Source organism: Polyangium sp. 6x1, from assembly GCF_029946515.1.
Classification (GTDB): Bacteria; Myxococcota_A; Polyangia; order Polyangiales; family Polyangiaceae; genus Polyangium.
Map to the genome: position 1 here is coordinate 11,877 of NZ_JARZHH010000068.1, position 15,526 is coordinate 27,402.

Below are 15,526 nucleotides of genomic sequence, written 5' to 3' on the forward strand. Positions count from 1 at the left end.
GTCAAACCGCGCGAGCAGGCGCCCGTTCGCCCCTACGTACCTTTGCAGGCCCAACCTTCTCGGCGTCGATGGGTTCGTCGATCGGCATTCCGTCCCGGTACGTGACGAAGTGCGACAGCGTCGAGGGCACGCGCTCGCCCGGGAGGATCGTCCCGACGAGGTTCAACGGATCACACGCGGAGAGGCGCACGACCTCTCCGCGGAGCGGCGCCTTGCGGATGGCCCGCAGCGATTCGAGGGCCTCCGGCAGCGCGAATTGCTCTCCGACGAAGGACGCGACGAGCCGGCCCCCGCGGACCTCGCCTCGCATCTCCAGGCGGCGATAGACACGCGCGAGGTCGCGCCACGCCGGCGCGCGGGACTCGCGGACGACGAGCTCGCGGAAGACGATCCCCCAGCGCCGCAGGAGCTGCCGGGCGTGGGCCTCGATCGTCGCCGCCGGATCGACGTCGCCCGCGGGGGGCGCGTCCGCGAGGGCGGGCGCGCGGAAGAGCGCCCACCGGCCCGCCGCGAGAACGGGCGCGCCGCGTGAATGCTTGGTGCTCGAACGAGCGCGGGAGGGCCCGAGCAAGCCGCGGAGCCCGGCGAACCCGTCGCCCGTGATCCGCCCGGCGGAGACGAGCTCCCAAAGCGCCTCCTCGACCTCGGGCCGCGCGAGGCCCGTGGCCCGGACGATGTCCTCGAAGAAGGACGCGCCCGCCGCGCCGAGCGTGGCGAGGACGCGCCGCGCGGCAAGAGAAAGTCCCTCGTCGCCGAGCGTCGCTTGCGGCGGGGCCTCGGACGGCTCCGCGAGCAGCCAAGCGAGATCCCGCCGGAGCGCGAGCGTGATCGGCGCCGCCCGCGTGGGCGCTCCGCCGGCCGAAGCGCGCGGCGAGAGGCGCCCCCACGCGACCTCGCCGGACAAGCAGAGCAGGTCGAGCCACGAGGGCTCGTAGGCCTCGACGCGCGCGGGGAGGATCTCGCTCTCCCACGCGCCCGCGGCGATCTCGAAGCCCTGGAGCTGCTCGACGACACGCGCGAGCCCCGCGGCGCCGTGCGCGCGTTGCCCCGGGATCACGCCCTGCCACGCGAGGAGGAAACGCACGAGCTCGGCGGGCGAAGCCGGCTCGATCGCGCGCCGCAAGCCGTCGACGGTGCGGCGATGGATCCGCGCGAGCAGGCGCCGATCACACCACTCGATCGCACCGGGTTCGAGGTCCGGCGAGAACCTCCCGCGCAGGACCACGCCGTCCGCCTCCACGCGCGCGAGGGCGATCTCGATGTCCGCGACGTCGATCGACAGGCGCTCGGCGAGCATGGCCGCCTGGATCGGACCGAGGACGGCGAGCCAGCCGCGCACGAGGCCCGCGATCGCGGCCTCACGCTCCCCCTCTGCGGGCGCTTCACCGCTGGCTTTCGCGGGCGACACGAGCGCAGGCGTGAACGTCGCCGCGGGCCAGATCGAAGCCGCCCGATCCCGCCGCTCCGCCACGACCCAGAGGGCCCCGACGATCCCCGGCCCCGCGAGCTTCGCGGCGCGACGCGCGCCCACGAGCACGTCGAGGAGCCGATCGTATCCGAGCGCGCTCGCGTCCTCCGCGGGGAGCGCCGTGAGATCGAGCAGGAGATCGTGCAGCTCGTCCGCGTCGCGCACCACGGGCCGGGCCTCCGCGACGATGGCGTCGATGGCCTCGGGATCGAGCCCGCCGATCCGGTCCGCGATCTCCGCCGGCAGGCCGCGGCGCACGGCGACCGCGCGCGCCCGTCGCTCTTCGAGCGGCGCGTCGTCGAGGAAGGCGTACGGGTTCGCGTTCAGGATCTCGTGCGACAGCACGCTCGGCTCGGCCGTCTCGCGCGAGGCGATGCGGATCTCGCCGCGCTGGATCCGTTCGAGCACCTCGGCGAGGCCCTCGGCGTCCATCACCTCCGTCAGGCAGTCGCGCATCGTCTCGCGCACGAGCGGGTGATCCGGGATCTCGAGGATCGCCTCGCGCCCGTGGTTGTCCTGGCAGCCGAGCTGCGCCGGGAACACCGCGGCGATGAGGTCGTCGCTGCGCATGCGCACGAGCGGCGCCGGCACCTTTCGCCCCCCGGAGAAGCGCAGGATCTGCAGCGCGCGCGTCGCGTTCCACCGGAAGCGCGTGCCGAACATCGGCGCCTGCAGCGCGGCCTGTTCGAGCACGCCCACCACGCCCTCGGGCCGGAGCATCTCGAAGATCACCTCGAGCGGGAAGCTGTGCTGCGCGCCGAGCGAGAGCAGCACGCCGTCGTCCGTCGCCGCCGCTTGCAGCTCGAAGTCGAAGCTCCGGCAGAACCGCTTGCGCAACGCGAGGCCCCAGGCGCGGTTGATGCGCGCGCCGAAGGGCGCGTGCAGGATGAGCTGCATCCCGCCCGCCTCGTCGAAGAACCGCTCGGCCACGACGACGCTCTGCGACGGCATCTCCCCGAGCGCGGACCGCGCGGCGGCCACGTACTCGCAGAGCAAGACCGCGCCGGCGCGATCGAGCGCGCACGTCTCTTCGAGCCACGCCGCCGTCGCCCAGAGCCGCGCCGGTTCGCCCGGCTCGCGCCCGTCGAAGAGCCTGCGCGCGACCTCCTCGCGCAAGAGGCCCACCTCCGCGGAGAGCTCGCGCGTGCGCGCCGGCCCCTCGCCGAACCAGAACGGCACGGTCGGCGGCGCGCCCGGCGCGTCCTCGACCCACACCTTGCCCGCCTCGATCCGGCGGATGCGCCACGACGTCGATCCGAGGAGGAAGACGTCGCCGGCCGACGAGTCGATCGCAAAGTCCTCGTCGACCGAGCCGACCTTCGTCCCGTCCGCGAGCACGACGTCGTAGTTGCCGTTGTCCGGGATCGCGCCGCCCGACGTGAGCGCGGCGATCGAAGCCCCGCGGCGCGCCTTGAGCCGCTGGCCCACGCCGTCCCGGAAGAGCAGCGCGCCCGCGCGTCCGCGCCGCGCCGACACGCCCTCGGCGAGCATCTGCACGACCTCGTCGAACGCCGCGCGCGTGAGCCTCTCGTAGGGAGCCGCCCGCCGCACGAGCTCGAACAGCTCGTCTTCGCCCCGCTCCCCCGACGCGCACGCCGCCACGATCTGCTGCGCGAGCACGTCGAGCGGCGCGTCGCGCATGGCGATGCGGTCGATCTCGCCGCGTCGCGCCGACCGGACGATCGCCGCGCACTCGATGAGCTGATCGCGCGTCAGCGGGAACATCCGCCCCTTCGGCGTCGCCGCGAGCGCGTGGCCCGAGCGCCCGATCCTCTGGAGCGCCGTGGCGATCGATCGCGGCGATCCCACGAGGCAAACGAGCTCCACGGCGCCCACGTCGATGCCGAGCTCGAGCGACGCCGTCGCCACGACGACCTTGAGCTCACCGGCCTTGAGCCTGCGCTCCGCCGCGAGCCTCCGCGAACGCGAGAGGCTGCCGTGATGGGCGGCCACGGCCTCCTCGCCGAGCCGCTCGCCGAGGTGCAGCGCCACGCGCTCGACGAGCCTGCGCGTGTTCACGAAGACGAGCGTCGACTTGTGGGAACGGCACATCTCCGCCACGCGGTCGTAGAGCTCTTCCCACTGCTCGATCGTGCAGACCGCCCCGAGCTCGTCGCGCGGCACCTCCACCGCGAGGTCGAGATCGCGGCGCACGCCCGCGTCGACGATCTCCGGCGGCGGCCTCCCGGCGCCGACGAGCATCCGCGCCGCGACCTCGATCGGCCGCATCGTCGCCGACAACCCCACGCGCTGCGGGCGCGCTTCCCCGCCGCTCGTCACGAGCTCTTCGAGCCGCTCGATCGACAACGCGAGGTGCGCGCCTCGCTTGTCCGACGCGACCGCGTGGATCTCGTCCACGATCACGGTGCGCACGCTCCCAAGCGCGCGACGCCCCGAGGCCGATCCGAGCAGGATGAAGAGCGACTCCGGCGTCGTGACCAGCACGTGCGGGGGCTTCTTGAAGAGCTTGCGCCGGTCCTTCTCCGGCGTGTCGCCTGTGCGCACGGCCGTGCGGACCGCCGGCCGCGCGAGGCCCATCTCGTCGGCGAGCGCGATGAGCTCCGCGATCGGCTCGTCGAGGTTCTTCTGAACGTCGTTCGACAGCGCCTTCAGCGGCGAGACGTAAACGACCTCGATCCGGTCCGCGAGCGTCCCCGCGTCGCTCGCGCGCACGAGGCGATCGAGGCACGCGAGGAACGCGGCCAGCGTCTTGCCGGAGCCCGTGGGGGCGGCGATGAGGCAGTCCTCACCTCGCTGGATCGTGGGCCAGGCGCGGACCTGCACCGGCGTCGCGGCCCCGAAGCGGCGGGTGAACCAGGCGTCGACGAGGGGGTGGAACACGGGCTTGCCAGGAGGCTACCGCGGCGGGCCAACCTTCGCACTGGGACGGCGACCGACCGGAGCCGGCCGTTCGCAACGGCCCACGAGCGAGAGGGAGGGGTGTAAGCTCGAACCAGCGCCTTCGTTTCTCGTCGGCTTCCGGGAGATCTCGCATGCCCCACGTGTTCCGGACCCTCCGGGCGCGGCTCACCGCGCTCACGTTGATCACCACGTCCCTCTTCATGGTCGGATGCGGCTCCGCGCCCCCCGCGGCCGCCGCCTACCCCTCGCAGCCGGCCTACTACGGCGGCGCCGCCCCGCAGGCCGAATCCGCACCCGCGTCCGCCGGCGGCGCGATGCCGATGGACATGCCCGCGCCCGCGCCCGCGTCGATGTCCGACAGCGGCGGCGATTACGACAGTTCGAGCAGCTCCGACGACTCAGGCTTCTTCGGCGGCTCCTCCGACGCGGCCGCGAAGGCGACGGCGCTCGGCCCTCCGCCCGCCCCTGCCCCGATGGCGCCCGGCGCGCGCGCCCCGATGGCCGCGCCCGCGGCCGCGCCGAAGCAACCCACGCCTCCCCCGACGGGCGCGAAGCCCACGCCGACCGGCAAGAAGACCGAGGGCGCTTCCGAGCCGCAGCAGGCGCAAGAGAAGCCCGCGGCGCCGCTGCTCATCTACACGGGCCGCGTCGGCATGGAGGTCGCGGAGTCCACGGTCATCCCCGGGACGATCGACAAGGTCATCGACATGGCCGAGTCGTTCGGCGGCTACCTCGCCTCGCGCTCGGACGCGGGCGTCGTGATCCGCGTGCCCTCGCGGCATTTCCGCGACGCCCTCAACGCGCTGGAGAAGCTCGGCGAGGTGAAGCGCCGCAGCGTGAGCGCCGAGGACGTGTCCGAGGAGTTCCACGATCTCGAGGTGCGGCTGCAGAACCTGAAGAGCGTGCAGAAGCGCCTGCAGGAGTTCCTCGCAAAGGCGGCGAACGTGAACGACGCGCTGCAGGTCGAGCACGAGCTCGAGCGCGTGGGCCGCGAGATCGATCAGATCGAAGGCCGCATGCGGTTCCTCCGCGCCCGCGCGACGTTCTCGACCATCACCGTCGACGTCTCGGCCAAGCCCAAGCAGCAGCAGGTCGTCGCACAAAACACGAACGCGCCCCCGCCGCCGCGCACGATCGACCTGCCCATCGACTGGCTCTCGAGGGTCGGCCTCGAGACGCTGATGACCCTTCGCTGAGGCAAGGAGGCAAGGACCATGAAACGCAACGTCTCGATGCTCCTTTTGTGCCTCGCCGCCTCCCTCCTCGGGATCGGCTGCGGCCCCGGCTTCAAGCTCAAGACGCCCGACGGCTTCGTCGAGCTCGAGGATCAAGAAGAGTACGCATTCCGCGCGACCACGGCCCAGGGCGTCGTGATGAGCGTGCGCGTCGAGCCGAACCGGCCGAAGGGAAACCTCTCCTTCTGGACCGACGCGATCGACCTGAAGCTGCGCAACGTCGGCTACACGGCGGAAGAGGCGCGCGAGGTCAAGACGAAGAGCGGCGCGACCGGCAAGCAGCTCCGCTACACGCGCACGGTCTACGACAGGCCCCACATCTTCTGGCTCACGGTCTTCGTCACCGACGCCGACGTGTTCGTCCTGGAGACCGGCGGCGACGCGCGCGAGTTCGAAAAGGCGAAGGACGAAGTGACCAAGGCAATCGAGGGATTCGTCCCCGGCTGAGCGGGGCGCCTGCGCTAGTATCGGCCCGGCCATGCCGGGCAGCCCCATCGAGGTCTACCGCCTCACCCGCAAGAAGCACGATCAGCTCTGGAACACGTACGTGATGCGTCCGCTCGCGGCCGTATTCGTCGCCGCGATCCACCGCACGCCGCTCACGCCGAACCAGATCACGATCCTGAGCCTCTTCATCGCGGTCACCGGCTCAGCGCTCTTCGTCGCGCTCCCTTCGTACCGCGGCGGCCTCCTTGCCGTGCTCGTCCTCGAGCTCGCCTACCTCCTCGACTGCGCGGACGGCATGCTCGCGCGGTACAAGAAGCTCGCCTCCCCCACAGGCCACCTCTTCGACTTCTTCGTCGACGAGATCAAGGCCGTGCTGCTCGTCGCCGTGATCGGCGTGCACCTCCACAGGAAAGGAGGCCTCGGGCTCGATGGCTCCGCGTGGCCCGCAGGCGGCACGGGGTTCCTCTACGCGGCAGTGGCCGGCGCGGTGATCGTGGCCTCGGGCATCTCGCTGACGAACTTCGTCCGCAGGCCCGAGCTCACCGGCCAGGCCACGCCAACGGAAGCGCATTACGAGGTCGTGGGCGAGAAGAAGCCGCAGTCGCTCGTGGGCCGCGTCGCGTCCCTCGTGATGACGTTCCTGCGCTTCCTCAACCACTACCCGAGCCACATCTGGATCTTCGCGCTCACCGATCGGCTCGACCTGTTCTTCTGGATGTACGTCGCGCTGAACGCCCTCTACCTCGCCCGCGGCTGGCTCGGGCTCCTGGTCCGGTTCGGACGCCCGTAGCCCAAGGGGCTTCTTTTCGCCTCGGCTCTCGCGCATGATGGTTGCGGGGGAAATGACGTTCACGGAGAGTTCGAGCCGGGCGACCACGCCGTGCCTGCGTTCGTTCGACGTGCTCGCAAGCACGCTCGATCGGCACGGCTCGCTCGCATGGTTCGTCGACGGCAGGACCTACGACATCACCTGGACGAGCGCTCGAGCCGCAACGCTCTTCGGCCTCCGGCCCGGGTTTTTCCCGTTCCTCGCGCCTCCGGGAAGCGAGGCCCTCCACGCCTCGCTCGGCGCGCTCTCGCAGGGCGCAGCGCCATGGACGGGCGACGCCTGGGCCACCACCTCGAATGGACGCCGCGCATTCATGCGAATCGCGGCGAGCCTGCTCTCCGAGGATCGAAGCGCAGCGCCCCTGCTGCTCGTGACGATGACCGACATCTCCGACCTCGCCGAGGCGCGCGAAGCGCTCTTCGTCCTCAGCGACGTCGACAGCATCGTGTGGGAGCTCGATCTCGCCACGATGCGCTTCACATTCGTGAGCCGCCAGGCCGAGCGCATCCTCGGCTACCCAATCGAGGAGTGGCTCACGGACCCGAAGTTCTGGCTCCGGCGCATGCACCCAGAGGACCGGACGTGGGCGCCCGCGTACTGCGAGAACGAGACGAAGCGCCTGAGCGCACACGAGTTCGTCTACCGGATGATCGCAGCGGACGGCCGGACGGTGTGGCTGCGCGACATCGTGACGGTCGTCGTCGAAGGGGACATGCCCCGGCGGCTGCGGGGCGTGATGGTCGACGTGACCGCAAGCAAGGAGGCGGAAATCGATCGCGATCGGCTCCTCGCCGAGGAGAAAGCCACGCGCGTCGCGCTGGAGCACGCACGTGAGCGCGCAGAGGAGGCGCTCCGTCGCCGCGACGAGTTCCTCTCCGCCGCCTCGCACGAGCTCCGCACACCGCTGACGCCGCTCTCCCTGCAGATCCAGAGCTTGCTGCGCGACATCGATCGCGGCGATCTCCGGCTCGGCGCCGCGCAGCGCAGGAAGCTCCACATCGCCGAGCGGCAAATCGATCGCCTGTCATCGCTCGTCACGACGCTGCTCGACGTCTCGCGGGCACTCGGCGGAGACCTCGTGCTCACACAGGAGCCGTGTGATCTGCGCGAGATGACGCGCGAGGTGCTGGACGAGCTCGACGGCGAACGGACGCGGAGCGGCGCGGCCCTCACGCTGCTCGCCGACACGAAGGTGATCGGGCTCTGGGACCGCGGCGCGGTGCAACTCGTCATCGGCCACCTCGTGCGCAACGCACTCAAGTTCGGAATGGGAAAACCCATCACATTGAGCCTCGCAGTGACAGAAGGCGTGGCCGAGCTCCGCGTCTGCGACGGAGGCATGGGCATCGCCCCCGAGGATCACGCGCGCGTCTTCGAACCCTACGAGCGCGCCGACGAGGCCAAAGTCCTCGGAGGCCTCGGCCTCGGCCTCCACGCAGCCCGCCGCATCGTGGAAGCGCACGGCGGTCGCATCGAGATCCGAAGCGCCAAAGGTCACGGCGCCGAGTTCATCGTGACGCTGCCAATGACGCGGTGAGGTCGGTTGGGGGCGCCGCGCCGGGGCTCTGCCCCGAACCCCGCGGGGGCTATCCGCCCCTCGACCCGGACCAGGGCCAGCCCTGGACCTTTGGTGGAAGAACTGCGCTCCGCGCAGTTCTTCCAACAGGCCGTTGGGACCGCCTTGCCGGCTGAACCAGCAGCGTTGCCGTCTTGGCGGGCAGCGTCGTCGCCAGTCTTGACCCCGGCTGTTCGATGAACTGCGCGGAGCGCAGTTCATCGACCCTCAGTCCAGCGCGGGCGCTGGTCCAGGTCCAGGAGCGGACAGCTCCTGGTGGGGCCTGGGGCAACGCCCCAGCGAAACGCCTCCCCGATGAGACTCAAAGCTGCGGCGGCGGCTCCACCGGTAACTCGACCACGAACTCCGCGCCACGCCCTGGCTCGCTCATCACGCGGATCGTGCCTCCGTGGGCCTCGCAGATCTGGCGTGCGATGTACAGGCCGAGTCCGAGGCCTCCATGGGCGACGGACGTCACGCCGCGCCCGTAGCGGTCGAAGATCCGCGCGAGATCGCTGGGCGCGATGCCTTTGCCTTCGTCTCGCACCGATAGACGCGTGCCGCTCTCCGTGGCCTCGACCTGCACGTGGATCGGGGCCGGGGCTGCGTAGCGAAGTGCGTTGGTGAGCAGGTTCGTCAGCACCTGCTCGATCCGCATTGCGTCGGCGCGGATTCGGCGGGTGCAGCGCGTGCGGAGGTGCATCTCGCTGCCTGCGCGCCGTGCTTCCTCGGCGAAGCGCTCCACGAGCTCGGTACAAAGCACGCAAAGATCGACCTCCCCGAGCTCGAGGACGAACTTGCCCGCGGCGATGCGCGAGACGTCGAGCAGGCCGTCGACGAGGCGCTTCAAGCGCGCGAGCTGCTTCCGCGTGCCCTCGACACGCGCGACACATGCGTCGAGGCTCCACCCGGTGCGCAAGCCGCGCGCGAGCATGTCCACCGAGAGACACACCGTGGTGAGCGGCGTGCGTAGCTCGTGCGAGGCGATGGAGAGGAACTCGTCGCGCGCCCGCAGCGCGGCCTGCGCCTCCTGGTAGAGCCGCGCGTTGTCCAGCGAGATGCCCACGCGATCGGCGAGCGCGATCGCGACGGTGAGATCGTGGCTCTGGTAGCGAGGCCCGCCGCTGCCGCGCCCGAAGCTGAGGCTGCCGAGGACACGCCCGCGGGCGCGCACGGGCACGGCCATCGCCGTCGTGGTCCCGATGCGACGCGCGAGGTCCACGTGGTCCGCGTCCACGCAGGTGCGCTCGAACACGGCATCATCGACCACGGGAACGAGGAACGGCTTCTCCGTGCGCGCGGGCTCCGTGCCTGGTTGCTTCCTTTCAGGCGGATAACGAGCCACCGACTCGACGAGGAGCGGATTCCGCGAAGGGTCCACGTGCGCCACCGAGAAGCGAAGCAACGCGCCGTCCGCTTCGAGCAGGTACATCACGCACCAGTCGGCGAGGAAGGGGACGGCGAGGCGCGGGACGAGGCCGACGAGCTCGTCGAAGTCGAGGGATCCTGCGAGACGCTCGGCCGCCTCGCCGAGGAAACGCTGCGCCGCCTCTGCGCGCTCGAGCTCCCGGTAGAGACGCGCATTGTCGAGGTCACTGGCCAGGCGCTGCGCGAATCGCTCGGCGAAGGCGCGGTCGTCCTCGTCGAAGCCCCGCTCGGTCACGTCGCGCAAGAACACGAGCGTGCCGAGCCGCTGATCTCGCCCACGAAGCGAGACGAGCAGGAGCGCGTGTGCGCCGAGCGCCCCGAGCTCGCCTGCGTCCTTCGCGTTCGTCGTGAACGAGGCGAGCGCCCTGGGGTCGATCTCGTTCAGCACGAGCGGCTGCCCGGCTTCGAGTGCGTCGTGTGCCGAGCCCGAGAATCGCTCGACGAGGTTCGAGGTCTCGACGAGCTTCCGCCATCGCTCCTCGCGCGCGGGATCCACGTGCGCGACGACGGCGCGTGGCGCGCCGCTCGCCGGCTCGACGAGGAAGATGCAGCCGTCTCCGCCGACGGGCAGGGCGAGGCGCGCGGCGACGGGGAGCGGATCCCCGCCGGCGCGCGCGAGCGGCGCGCTCGTCTGCGCGAGGACACGCTGCCGCTCATCGGCGCGGCGGATCCGCTCTTCGAGCAGCTTTCGCTCGGTGATGTCCTCGGAGATGCCGAGCAGAAAGCGCGGCTCACCTGCGTCATCGAAGATGGGGATCTTCTTCGTGTGCAGGACGCGCAGCCCGTGCCGCGTCTGGATGGGCTCCTCGGTGATGTCGACGAGGCCCTTGCCCGAGAGCACCTCGCGATCCTTCGCCACGAAGAACATCGCCTGATCCCGGGGAAACAGGTCGGCGTCGTTCTTGCCGAGGAGGGCCTCGCGACGCAGCCCGAGGAGGTCTTCGCCTGCCTTGTTGAACAGGACGAAGCGGAGCTCGGCCGCGTCCTTGACGAAGACCATGTGGGGGATGTTCTCGACGACCGAGTCGAGAAACGAAGCTGTGCTCTCGACCGGCGCGGCGGTGGTGTCGATCTCGGGTCGACCGGGCTCTCCGTCTGCCTTCGCCACGTCCCCTCCTGATTTTCATAGGGTGGCCTTGTAGGCGTTGCAACTCGACGAAAGGAGTATGCCGGGAGAGTCGAGCGACGACGGTGACGCGAGGGCCTGCGGAAAACTGGACATCGGCCCGCAGGCATGCGCACGAGCCTCCCGTCATGCGACGCCACTGCTACGCGCTGCTCGTCCTCGCGGCGGCGAGCCTCGGCGGCTGCCGTGAGAAACCAGGATCGGCTCCGGGCCTCGTCGCCGACGCCCCGTCCGAAGCCGGCGCCGCCGCCACGAACACGAAGGCCGATACGAACGGCGCTCCGTCCGCGGAAGCGGACGCGGACGCGCCGCCCCCCGAACCGAGCGGCCCGCTCCTCGTCGACCTCGCGGGCGTCGCGCACCTGCCGCCTCCGATCCCGGAGAACGCGCCGCGGCTCGCGAGCATCGCGATGCGCACCGACGTCGTGGCGAAGCCGGATCCGAACGCGGCGCGCGTGGGCTTCCTCCGCGCCGGCGCGATCGTCGAGATGGAGCCCGAGATCGCGGGCACCGCCGGCTGCAAGGACGGGTGGCGCAAGATCAAGCCGTACGGCTACGTGTGCGTGGGCCCCGAGGCCACGCTCGATCTGAACCACCCGATCGTGAAGGCCGCCTCGCGCCGCCCCGACATCACGCAGAAGCTGCCGTACATGTACGGCATCGTGACGCGCGGCGGCCCGGTCTACGCGCGCATCCCCACGGCCGAGGATCTCAAGGCGCACGAGCCTGGGCTGAAGAAGCACCTCGCGAAGTGGGAGAAGGACAAGGAGAGCGGCGCGACGTACGGGCAGGACGTGTGGATGAAGTGGAAATCGACCCCTTCTCCGCCCGCGCTCGAAGCGATGGAGCAGAGGCTCACGGACGAGGACATCCCGTTCTTCCTGAAGGACGGCGGCCGCGTGCCGAACCTGTCGGGTCTTTTGAAGACGAACGATCTCGTGAAGATCGGCGGGGTCGATCGGCGCAACGGGGTCGCCTTCGTGGAGACGTTCCTGCACGAGGGGCGGCGCTACAACGTGTCGACGGACTTGCGGGTGATGCCCGCCGACCGGTTCCGCCCGATCCGCGGCAGCGACTTCCATGGCTACGAGATCGGCAAGGACGTCGACTTCCCGTTCGCGCTCGTGCGCAGGCCCGGGGCGAAGCGCTGGGTGTGGGACGAGGGGAAGAAGAAGCTCGTCGCGAGCGGGGAGGTCCCGTACCGCGCGGCCGTGCAGCTCACGGGCAAGCAGAAGTTCGTGGGCGGCGTCTTGCACTACGAGATGAAGGACGGCGGCTGGATCGACGACCGCCACGCGGGCCGCGTCGATCCGGCGAAGAAGATGCCGGCGTGGGGGAAGAACGGCGAGAAGTGGCTCGACATCAACATCACGAAGCAGGTGCTCGTCGCCTACGAGGGGACGAAGGCGGTGTTCGCGACGCTGGTGTCGAGCGGTGAGAGTGGGCTCGAGGATCCGGAGACGAGCAAGTCGACAAAGCGCGGGATCTTCCGGATCCATACGAAGCACGTGAGCGTGACGATGGACTCGGACGCGGTGGGCGAGGAGTTCGAGCTACGCGACGTGCCGTACGTGCAGTACTTCCAGGACGGCTACGCGCTGCACGGCGCCTACTGGCACGACCGCTTCGGCCAGCCGAAGAGCCACGGCTGCGTGAACCTCGCGCCGGAGGACGCGCGGAGGATCTTCCACTGGACGGAGCCACAAGTGCCGCATGGATGGCACGGAGCCGCGCGGAACCTCACGGGCACCGTGGTGTTCATCCATCCGTGAGGGGCTGAAAACGGACGACCGAGGGGGTCGATGCGTGCCGACCGTCGCGCGTCCACGTGACGCATGGGGGTCGACGCGTTCGAACACCCTCGCGTCATCGTGACGTGTGGCGGTTGATGCGTTCCGAGCACGCTCGCGTCACCGTGACGCGTGGGGGTTGATGCGCTCGAACCCCCTCGCGTCATCGTGACGTGTGGCGGTTGATGCGTTCGAACACCCTCGCGTCATCGCGACGTGTTGGGGGTCGCGGCGTTCGAACACCCGCGCGTCATCGTGACGCGTGGCGGCTCATGCGTTCGAACACCTTCGGTCGACGGTTTCCTGCGCTCTCACGCCACGAGCGCGGTCTCGATCTCGATCTTCCCCGTCAGCATCTTGTGCACCGGGCACTTGTTCGCGATGTCGAGCAGCCGCGCGCGTTGCTCCTCGGTCAGGTCTCCCGACAGCCGGATCGACCTCTTCGCGAGGAACGAGCCGTCGCGCTTCTCGCCGGAGACTTCCACCTCCACCGACGAGAGGGGCCAGCCTTTTCGGTCGGCGTAGACCTTGATCGTCATCGACGTGCACGTCCCCAGGCCAGCGAGCACGAGCTCGAACGGATCGGGGCCTCGGTCGTCGCCGCCCACCTCCGGCAACTCGTCGCCCCTGAGCTCGTGGGGCCCGACGTGGATCGACTGACCGAACTTCCCCTCGCCCGTCTTCACCGTGACGTTTCGCATGCTCCCTCGTATCGCAGAAACCTGCCCCGGGAGAAAGGCACGGCGAACGCGTGACACTTTACGCGACGGCGGGCCTGACCGACGTTAGAGGCTCGTCATGGTTCCGCTCGCCCCTACAGGCTGGATGCTCGCGCAGACCGAGTCCGGCCGCCGTTTCGCACAGAGCTTCGCCGAACAGCTCCGCGCCACGCTGCACGGCGACGAGCACGCGCCCCGCACAGGCGGCGCGCTCCTCGTCGGCAACCACGCCTTCCTCGGCATCGACGCCTTTGCGCTCGGCGCGCTCCTGCTCCTCCGGACGGGCAGGCTCCCGCGCTTCCTCGCGGAACGAAACCTCTTCCGGCTCCCCGGCGTCCGCGAGCTGCTCCGCAGCATGGGCGCGATCCCAGGCACGCCCGACGACGCCGTCGATCTCCTCGAAGCGGGCGAGCTCGTCGTCGTGTATCCGGGGGGCGTCGACGACTCGTTCAAGCTCTCGAGCGACGCGTACACGCTGCGCTGGCAAGGGCGCGCCGGCTTCGCGCGCGTGGCCATGCGGGCGCGCGTCCCGATCGTGCCGTTCGCCGCCACGGGCGTCGACGAGCTCTACCAACTCGATCGACGCGAGCACTTCCTCGGGCGCTGGTTCGGCGGCTCGTCGCGCTACGACATCCCGCTCCCGCGCGGCGGCCTGCGCCCGCGTCGCGTGCCGCTCGATTACTACCTGCTGCCCCCGATCGACACAGCAGGGGATCCGCGCAACGTGGAGGACGTCGAGCGCGTCCGTCGCGCCACCGAGGAGGCCATCCGCGGCGTGCTCGATCCCTACCGCGCGGAGCTCGCGTCGTCCGCGCGCTGATCGTCCGCCTCACCGAGGAGCGCCGCGCGTGTTGTTTCCGCAGCCGCGCGCAGCACACGAAAGATCGGATGATCCGACCAGTGCGGGCGCGGATCGCCGATCGGCACGTCGATCACGAGCGTGTCGCCCTCGTCGCGGTGCACGACGCCTCCGGCCTCGTCGAGGATCCGTCGCATCGGCGCGTTCGAGACGAGCACCGCCGAGCGAAAGATCGTGATGCCACGCTCGCGCGCCGCCAGCGTGAGCGCCTCGAGCAAGATGCGACCAAGACCCTTGCCCTGGTACGCGTCGATCACCGTGACCGCCGCCTCGGCGATGTGAGGCCCGCCTGCGAGACGCAAGAAGCGCGCGACGCCGACGCCTTCTTCTTCCTTCAGATCGAGCGAGTCCACCAGCGCGACGATCGCCACGTGATCCTTGCCGTCGACCTCCGTCAGGTACCGCGCCATCGACGGGCTCAGGAACGGCACGTCGAAGAGGAAGCGGCGGTAGCGCGACTCGCGCGAGAGGTGTTCGAATGCGCGCGCGAGCAACGCGCGATCCTCCGGGCGGATGCAACGCATCCGTACGACACGACCGTCCGCGAGCTCCCGCGTCTCGTGATACTCCCCGTCGTAGCGCACGCCCTCAGCATACAGCGCTGTCGTCCGTGCCGAACGACGCTTGCTCTTCGCGTCGCGCGTGGTTGCCGACGGCCGAGCGCGGCGTACCCTGGCCGGTCATGCATCGCTTCAAATCCCCTTTGAGTTCGCACGATTCCGCTCACCGTCTCGGACGCCTCATGGTGTCCCTCGTGCTCGCCCTGTCCGGGTGCCATTGCTCCGGAGCGAACACCGAGGGCAACAGCCGATCGACCGGCGTCGTCGAGCCGGGCCTCATGCCTTCGGAGTCGGACACCACGTCGACGTGCGGGCGCGAGACCAACGTGCACGGCTCGGGCTACGACGCCGCGGCACGCTCGTGCCTCTGGGACGCGTGGCGGAACGGGAGCGCCGCCGGGCTCGTGATCACGATGCACACCGTCGAAGGCGATCCGATCACGTACACGCTGCGCGTGCGCCCCGGCCCCGTCGTCGACGTGACCGTGGACAGCCGCGACAGGTTCGGATCACCCGGCGTGACACGCGCGACGTGCAGGACGCTGGAGAAGAGCGCAGGCACGGGAGACCGCTTCGGCTTCGCGCTGCGCGGATGCGAGGGACGCGCCTCCGAGATCGTGATTCCCTGACGGCGCGTGGGGCGCGCCA

The 15,526-nt window shown here is 70.3% G+C and carries 11 protein-coding genes; 7 read left to right on the forward strand and 4 right to left on the reverse strand.

From position 1 onward, the window contains the following. Window position 1: 1 nt before the first annotated feature. Window positions 2-4,309, reverse strand: a complete 4,308-nt coding sequence (locus QHF85_RS40100; protein ID WP_281332711.1) for a DEAD/DEAH box helicase — start codon at window positions 4,307-4,309, stop codon at window positions 2-4. A gap of 152 nt (window positions 4,310-4,461) precedes the next feature. Between QHF85_RS40100 and QHF85_RS40105 the strand changes: the two genes are divergently transcribed. The 4 genes from QHF85_RS40105 to QHF85_RS40120 are packed head-to-tail and all read left to right on the forward strand — an operon-like array spanning window position 4,462 to window position 8,378. After that, window positions 4,462-5,526, forward strand: coding sequence for a DUF4349 domain-containing protein (locus QHF85_RS40105; RefSeq protein WP_281332712.1), 1,065 nt, complete (start codon window positions 4,462-4,464; stop codon window positions 5,524-5,526). 18 nt (window positions 5,527-5,544) lie between these two features. After that, window positions 5,545-6,012, forward strand: coding sequence for a serine/threonine protein kinase (locus QHF85_RS40110; RefSeq protein ID WP_281332713.1), 468 nt, complete (start codon window positions 5,545-5,547; stop codon window positions 6,010-6,012). Between the two features lie 31 nt (window positions 6,013-6,043). Further along, window positions 6,044-6,802, forward strand: a complete 759-nt coding sequence (locus QHF85_RS40115; protein WP_281332714.1) for a CDP-alcohol phosphatidyltransferase family protein — start codon at window positions 6,044-6,046, stop codon at window positions 6,800-6,802. A gap of 34 nt (window positions 6,803-6,836) precedes the next feature. Further along, on the forward strand, window positions 6,837-8,378 hold the full coding sequence (locus tag QHF85_RS40120; RefSeq protein WP_281332715.1) for an ATP-binding protein: 1,542 nt from the start codon (window positions 6,837-6,839) through the stop codon (window positions 8,376-8,378). 340 nt (window positions 8,379-8,718) lie between these two features. Here the strand turns inward: QHF85_RS40120 and QHF85_RS40125 are convergent, their stop codons facing one another. Beyond that, a complete protein-coding gene (locus QHF85_RS40125; RefSeq protein WP_281332716.1) occupies window positions 8,719-10,932 on the reverse strand; it encodes an ATP-binding protein in 2,214 nt (737 codons plus the stop codon). A 146-nt stretch (window positions 10,933-11,078) separates the two neighbouring features. Between QHF85_RS40125 and QHF85_RS40130 the strand changes: the two genes are divergently transcribed. Further along, on the forward strand, window positions 11,079-12,722 hold the full coding sequence (locus tag QHF85_RS40130) for a L,D-transpeptidase (RefSeq protein ID WP_281332717.1): 1,644 nt from the start codon (window positions 11,079-11,081) through the stop codon (window positions 12,720-12,722). A 329-nt stretch (window positions 12,723-13,051) separates the two neighbouring features. Here QHF85_RS40130 and QHF85_RS40135 read toward each other — a convergent pair whose 3' ends face one another. Further along, the gene (locus QHF85_RS40135; protein WP_281332718.1) at window positions 13,052-13,441 is read right to left on the reverse strand and encodes an OsmC family protein; all 390 of its coding nucleotides are present in this window, start codon (window positions 13,439-13,441) and stop codon (window positions 13,052-13,054) included. A gap of 97 nt (window positions 13,442-13,538) precedes the next feature. Between QHF85_RS40135 and QHF85_RS40140 the strand changes: the two genes are divergently transcribed. Further along, entirely contained in the window at window positions 13,539-14,279 is a 741-nt protein-coding gene (locus QHF85_RS40140; RefSeq protein ID WP_281332719.1) for a lysophospholipid acyltransferase family protein, read from the forward strand. On the opposite strand, the gene QHF85_RS40145 is transcribed toward QHF85_RS40140, so the two are convergent. After that, window positions 14,246-14,902 (reverse strand): GNAT family N-acetyltransferase, encoded by a 657-nt coding sequence (locus QHF85_RS40145; RefSeq protein ID WP_281332720.1) that lies wholly within the window; start codon window positions 14,900-14,902, stop codon window positions 14,246-14,248. The genes QHF85_RS40140 and QHF85_RS40145 overlap by 34 nt on opposite strands. A 158-nt stretch (window positions 14,903-15,060) precedes the next feature. Between QHF85_RS40145 and QHF85_RS40150 the strand changes: the two genes are divergently transcribed. Beyond that, window positions 15,061-15,507, forward strand: coding sequence for a hypothetical protein (locus QHF85_RS40150; RefSeq protein WP_281332721.1), 447 nt, complete (start codon window positions 15,061-15,063; stop codon window positions 15,505-15,507). Window positions 15,508-15,526: the final 19 nt, after the last annotated feature.

Coding starts and splice junctions, on each gene's coding strand:
- QHF85_RS40105 (WP_281332712.1), top strand. CDS start 4,462: ATGCCCCACGTGTTCCGGACCCTCCGGGCGCGGCTCACCGCGCTCACG.
- QHF85_RS40110 (WP_281332713.1), top strand. CDS start 5,545: ATGAAACGCAACGTCTCGATGCTCCTTTTGTGCCTCGCCGCCTCCCTC.
- QHF85_RS40115 (WP_281332714.1), top strand. CDS start 6,044: ATGCCGGGCAGCCCCATCGAGGTCTACCGCCTCACCCGCAAGAAGCAC.
- QHF85_RS40120 (WP_281332715.1), top strand. CDS start 6,837: ATGATGGTTGCGGGGGAAATGACGTTCACGGAGAGTTCGAGCCGGGCG.
- QHF85_RS40130 (WP_281332717.1), top strand. CDS start 11,079: ATGCGACGCCACTGCTACGCGCTGCTCGTCCTCGCGGCGGCGAGCCTC.
- QHF85_RS40135 (WP_281332718.1), bottom strand. CDS start 13,441: ATGCGAAACGTCACGGTGAAGACGGGCGAGGGGAAGTTCGGTCAGTCG.
- QHF85_RS40140 (WP_281332719.1), top strand. CDS start 13,539: ATGGTTCCGCTCGCCCCTACAGGCTGGATGCTCGCGCAGACCGAGTCC.
- QHF85_RS40150 (WP_281332721.1), top strand. CDS start 15,061: ATGGTGTCCCTCGTGCTCGCCCTGTCCGGGTGCCATTGCTCCGGAGCG.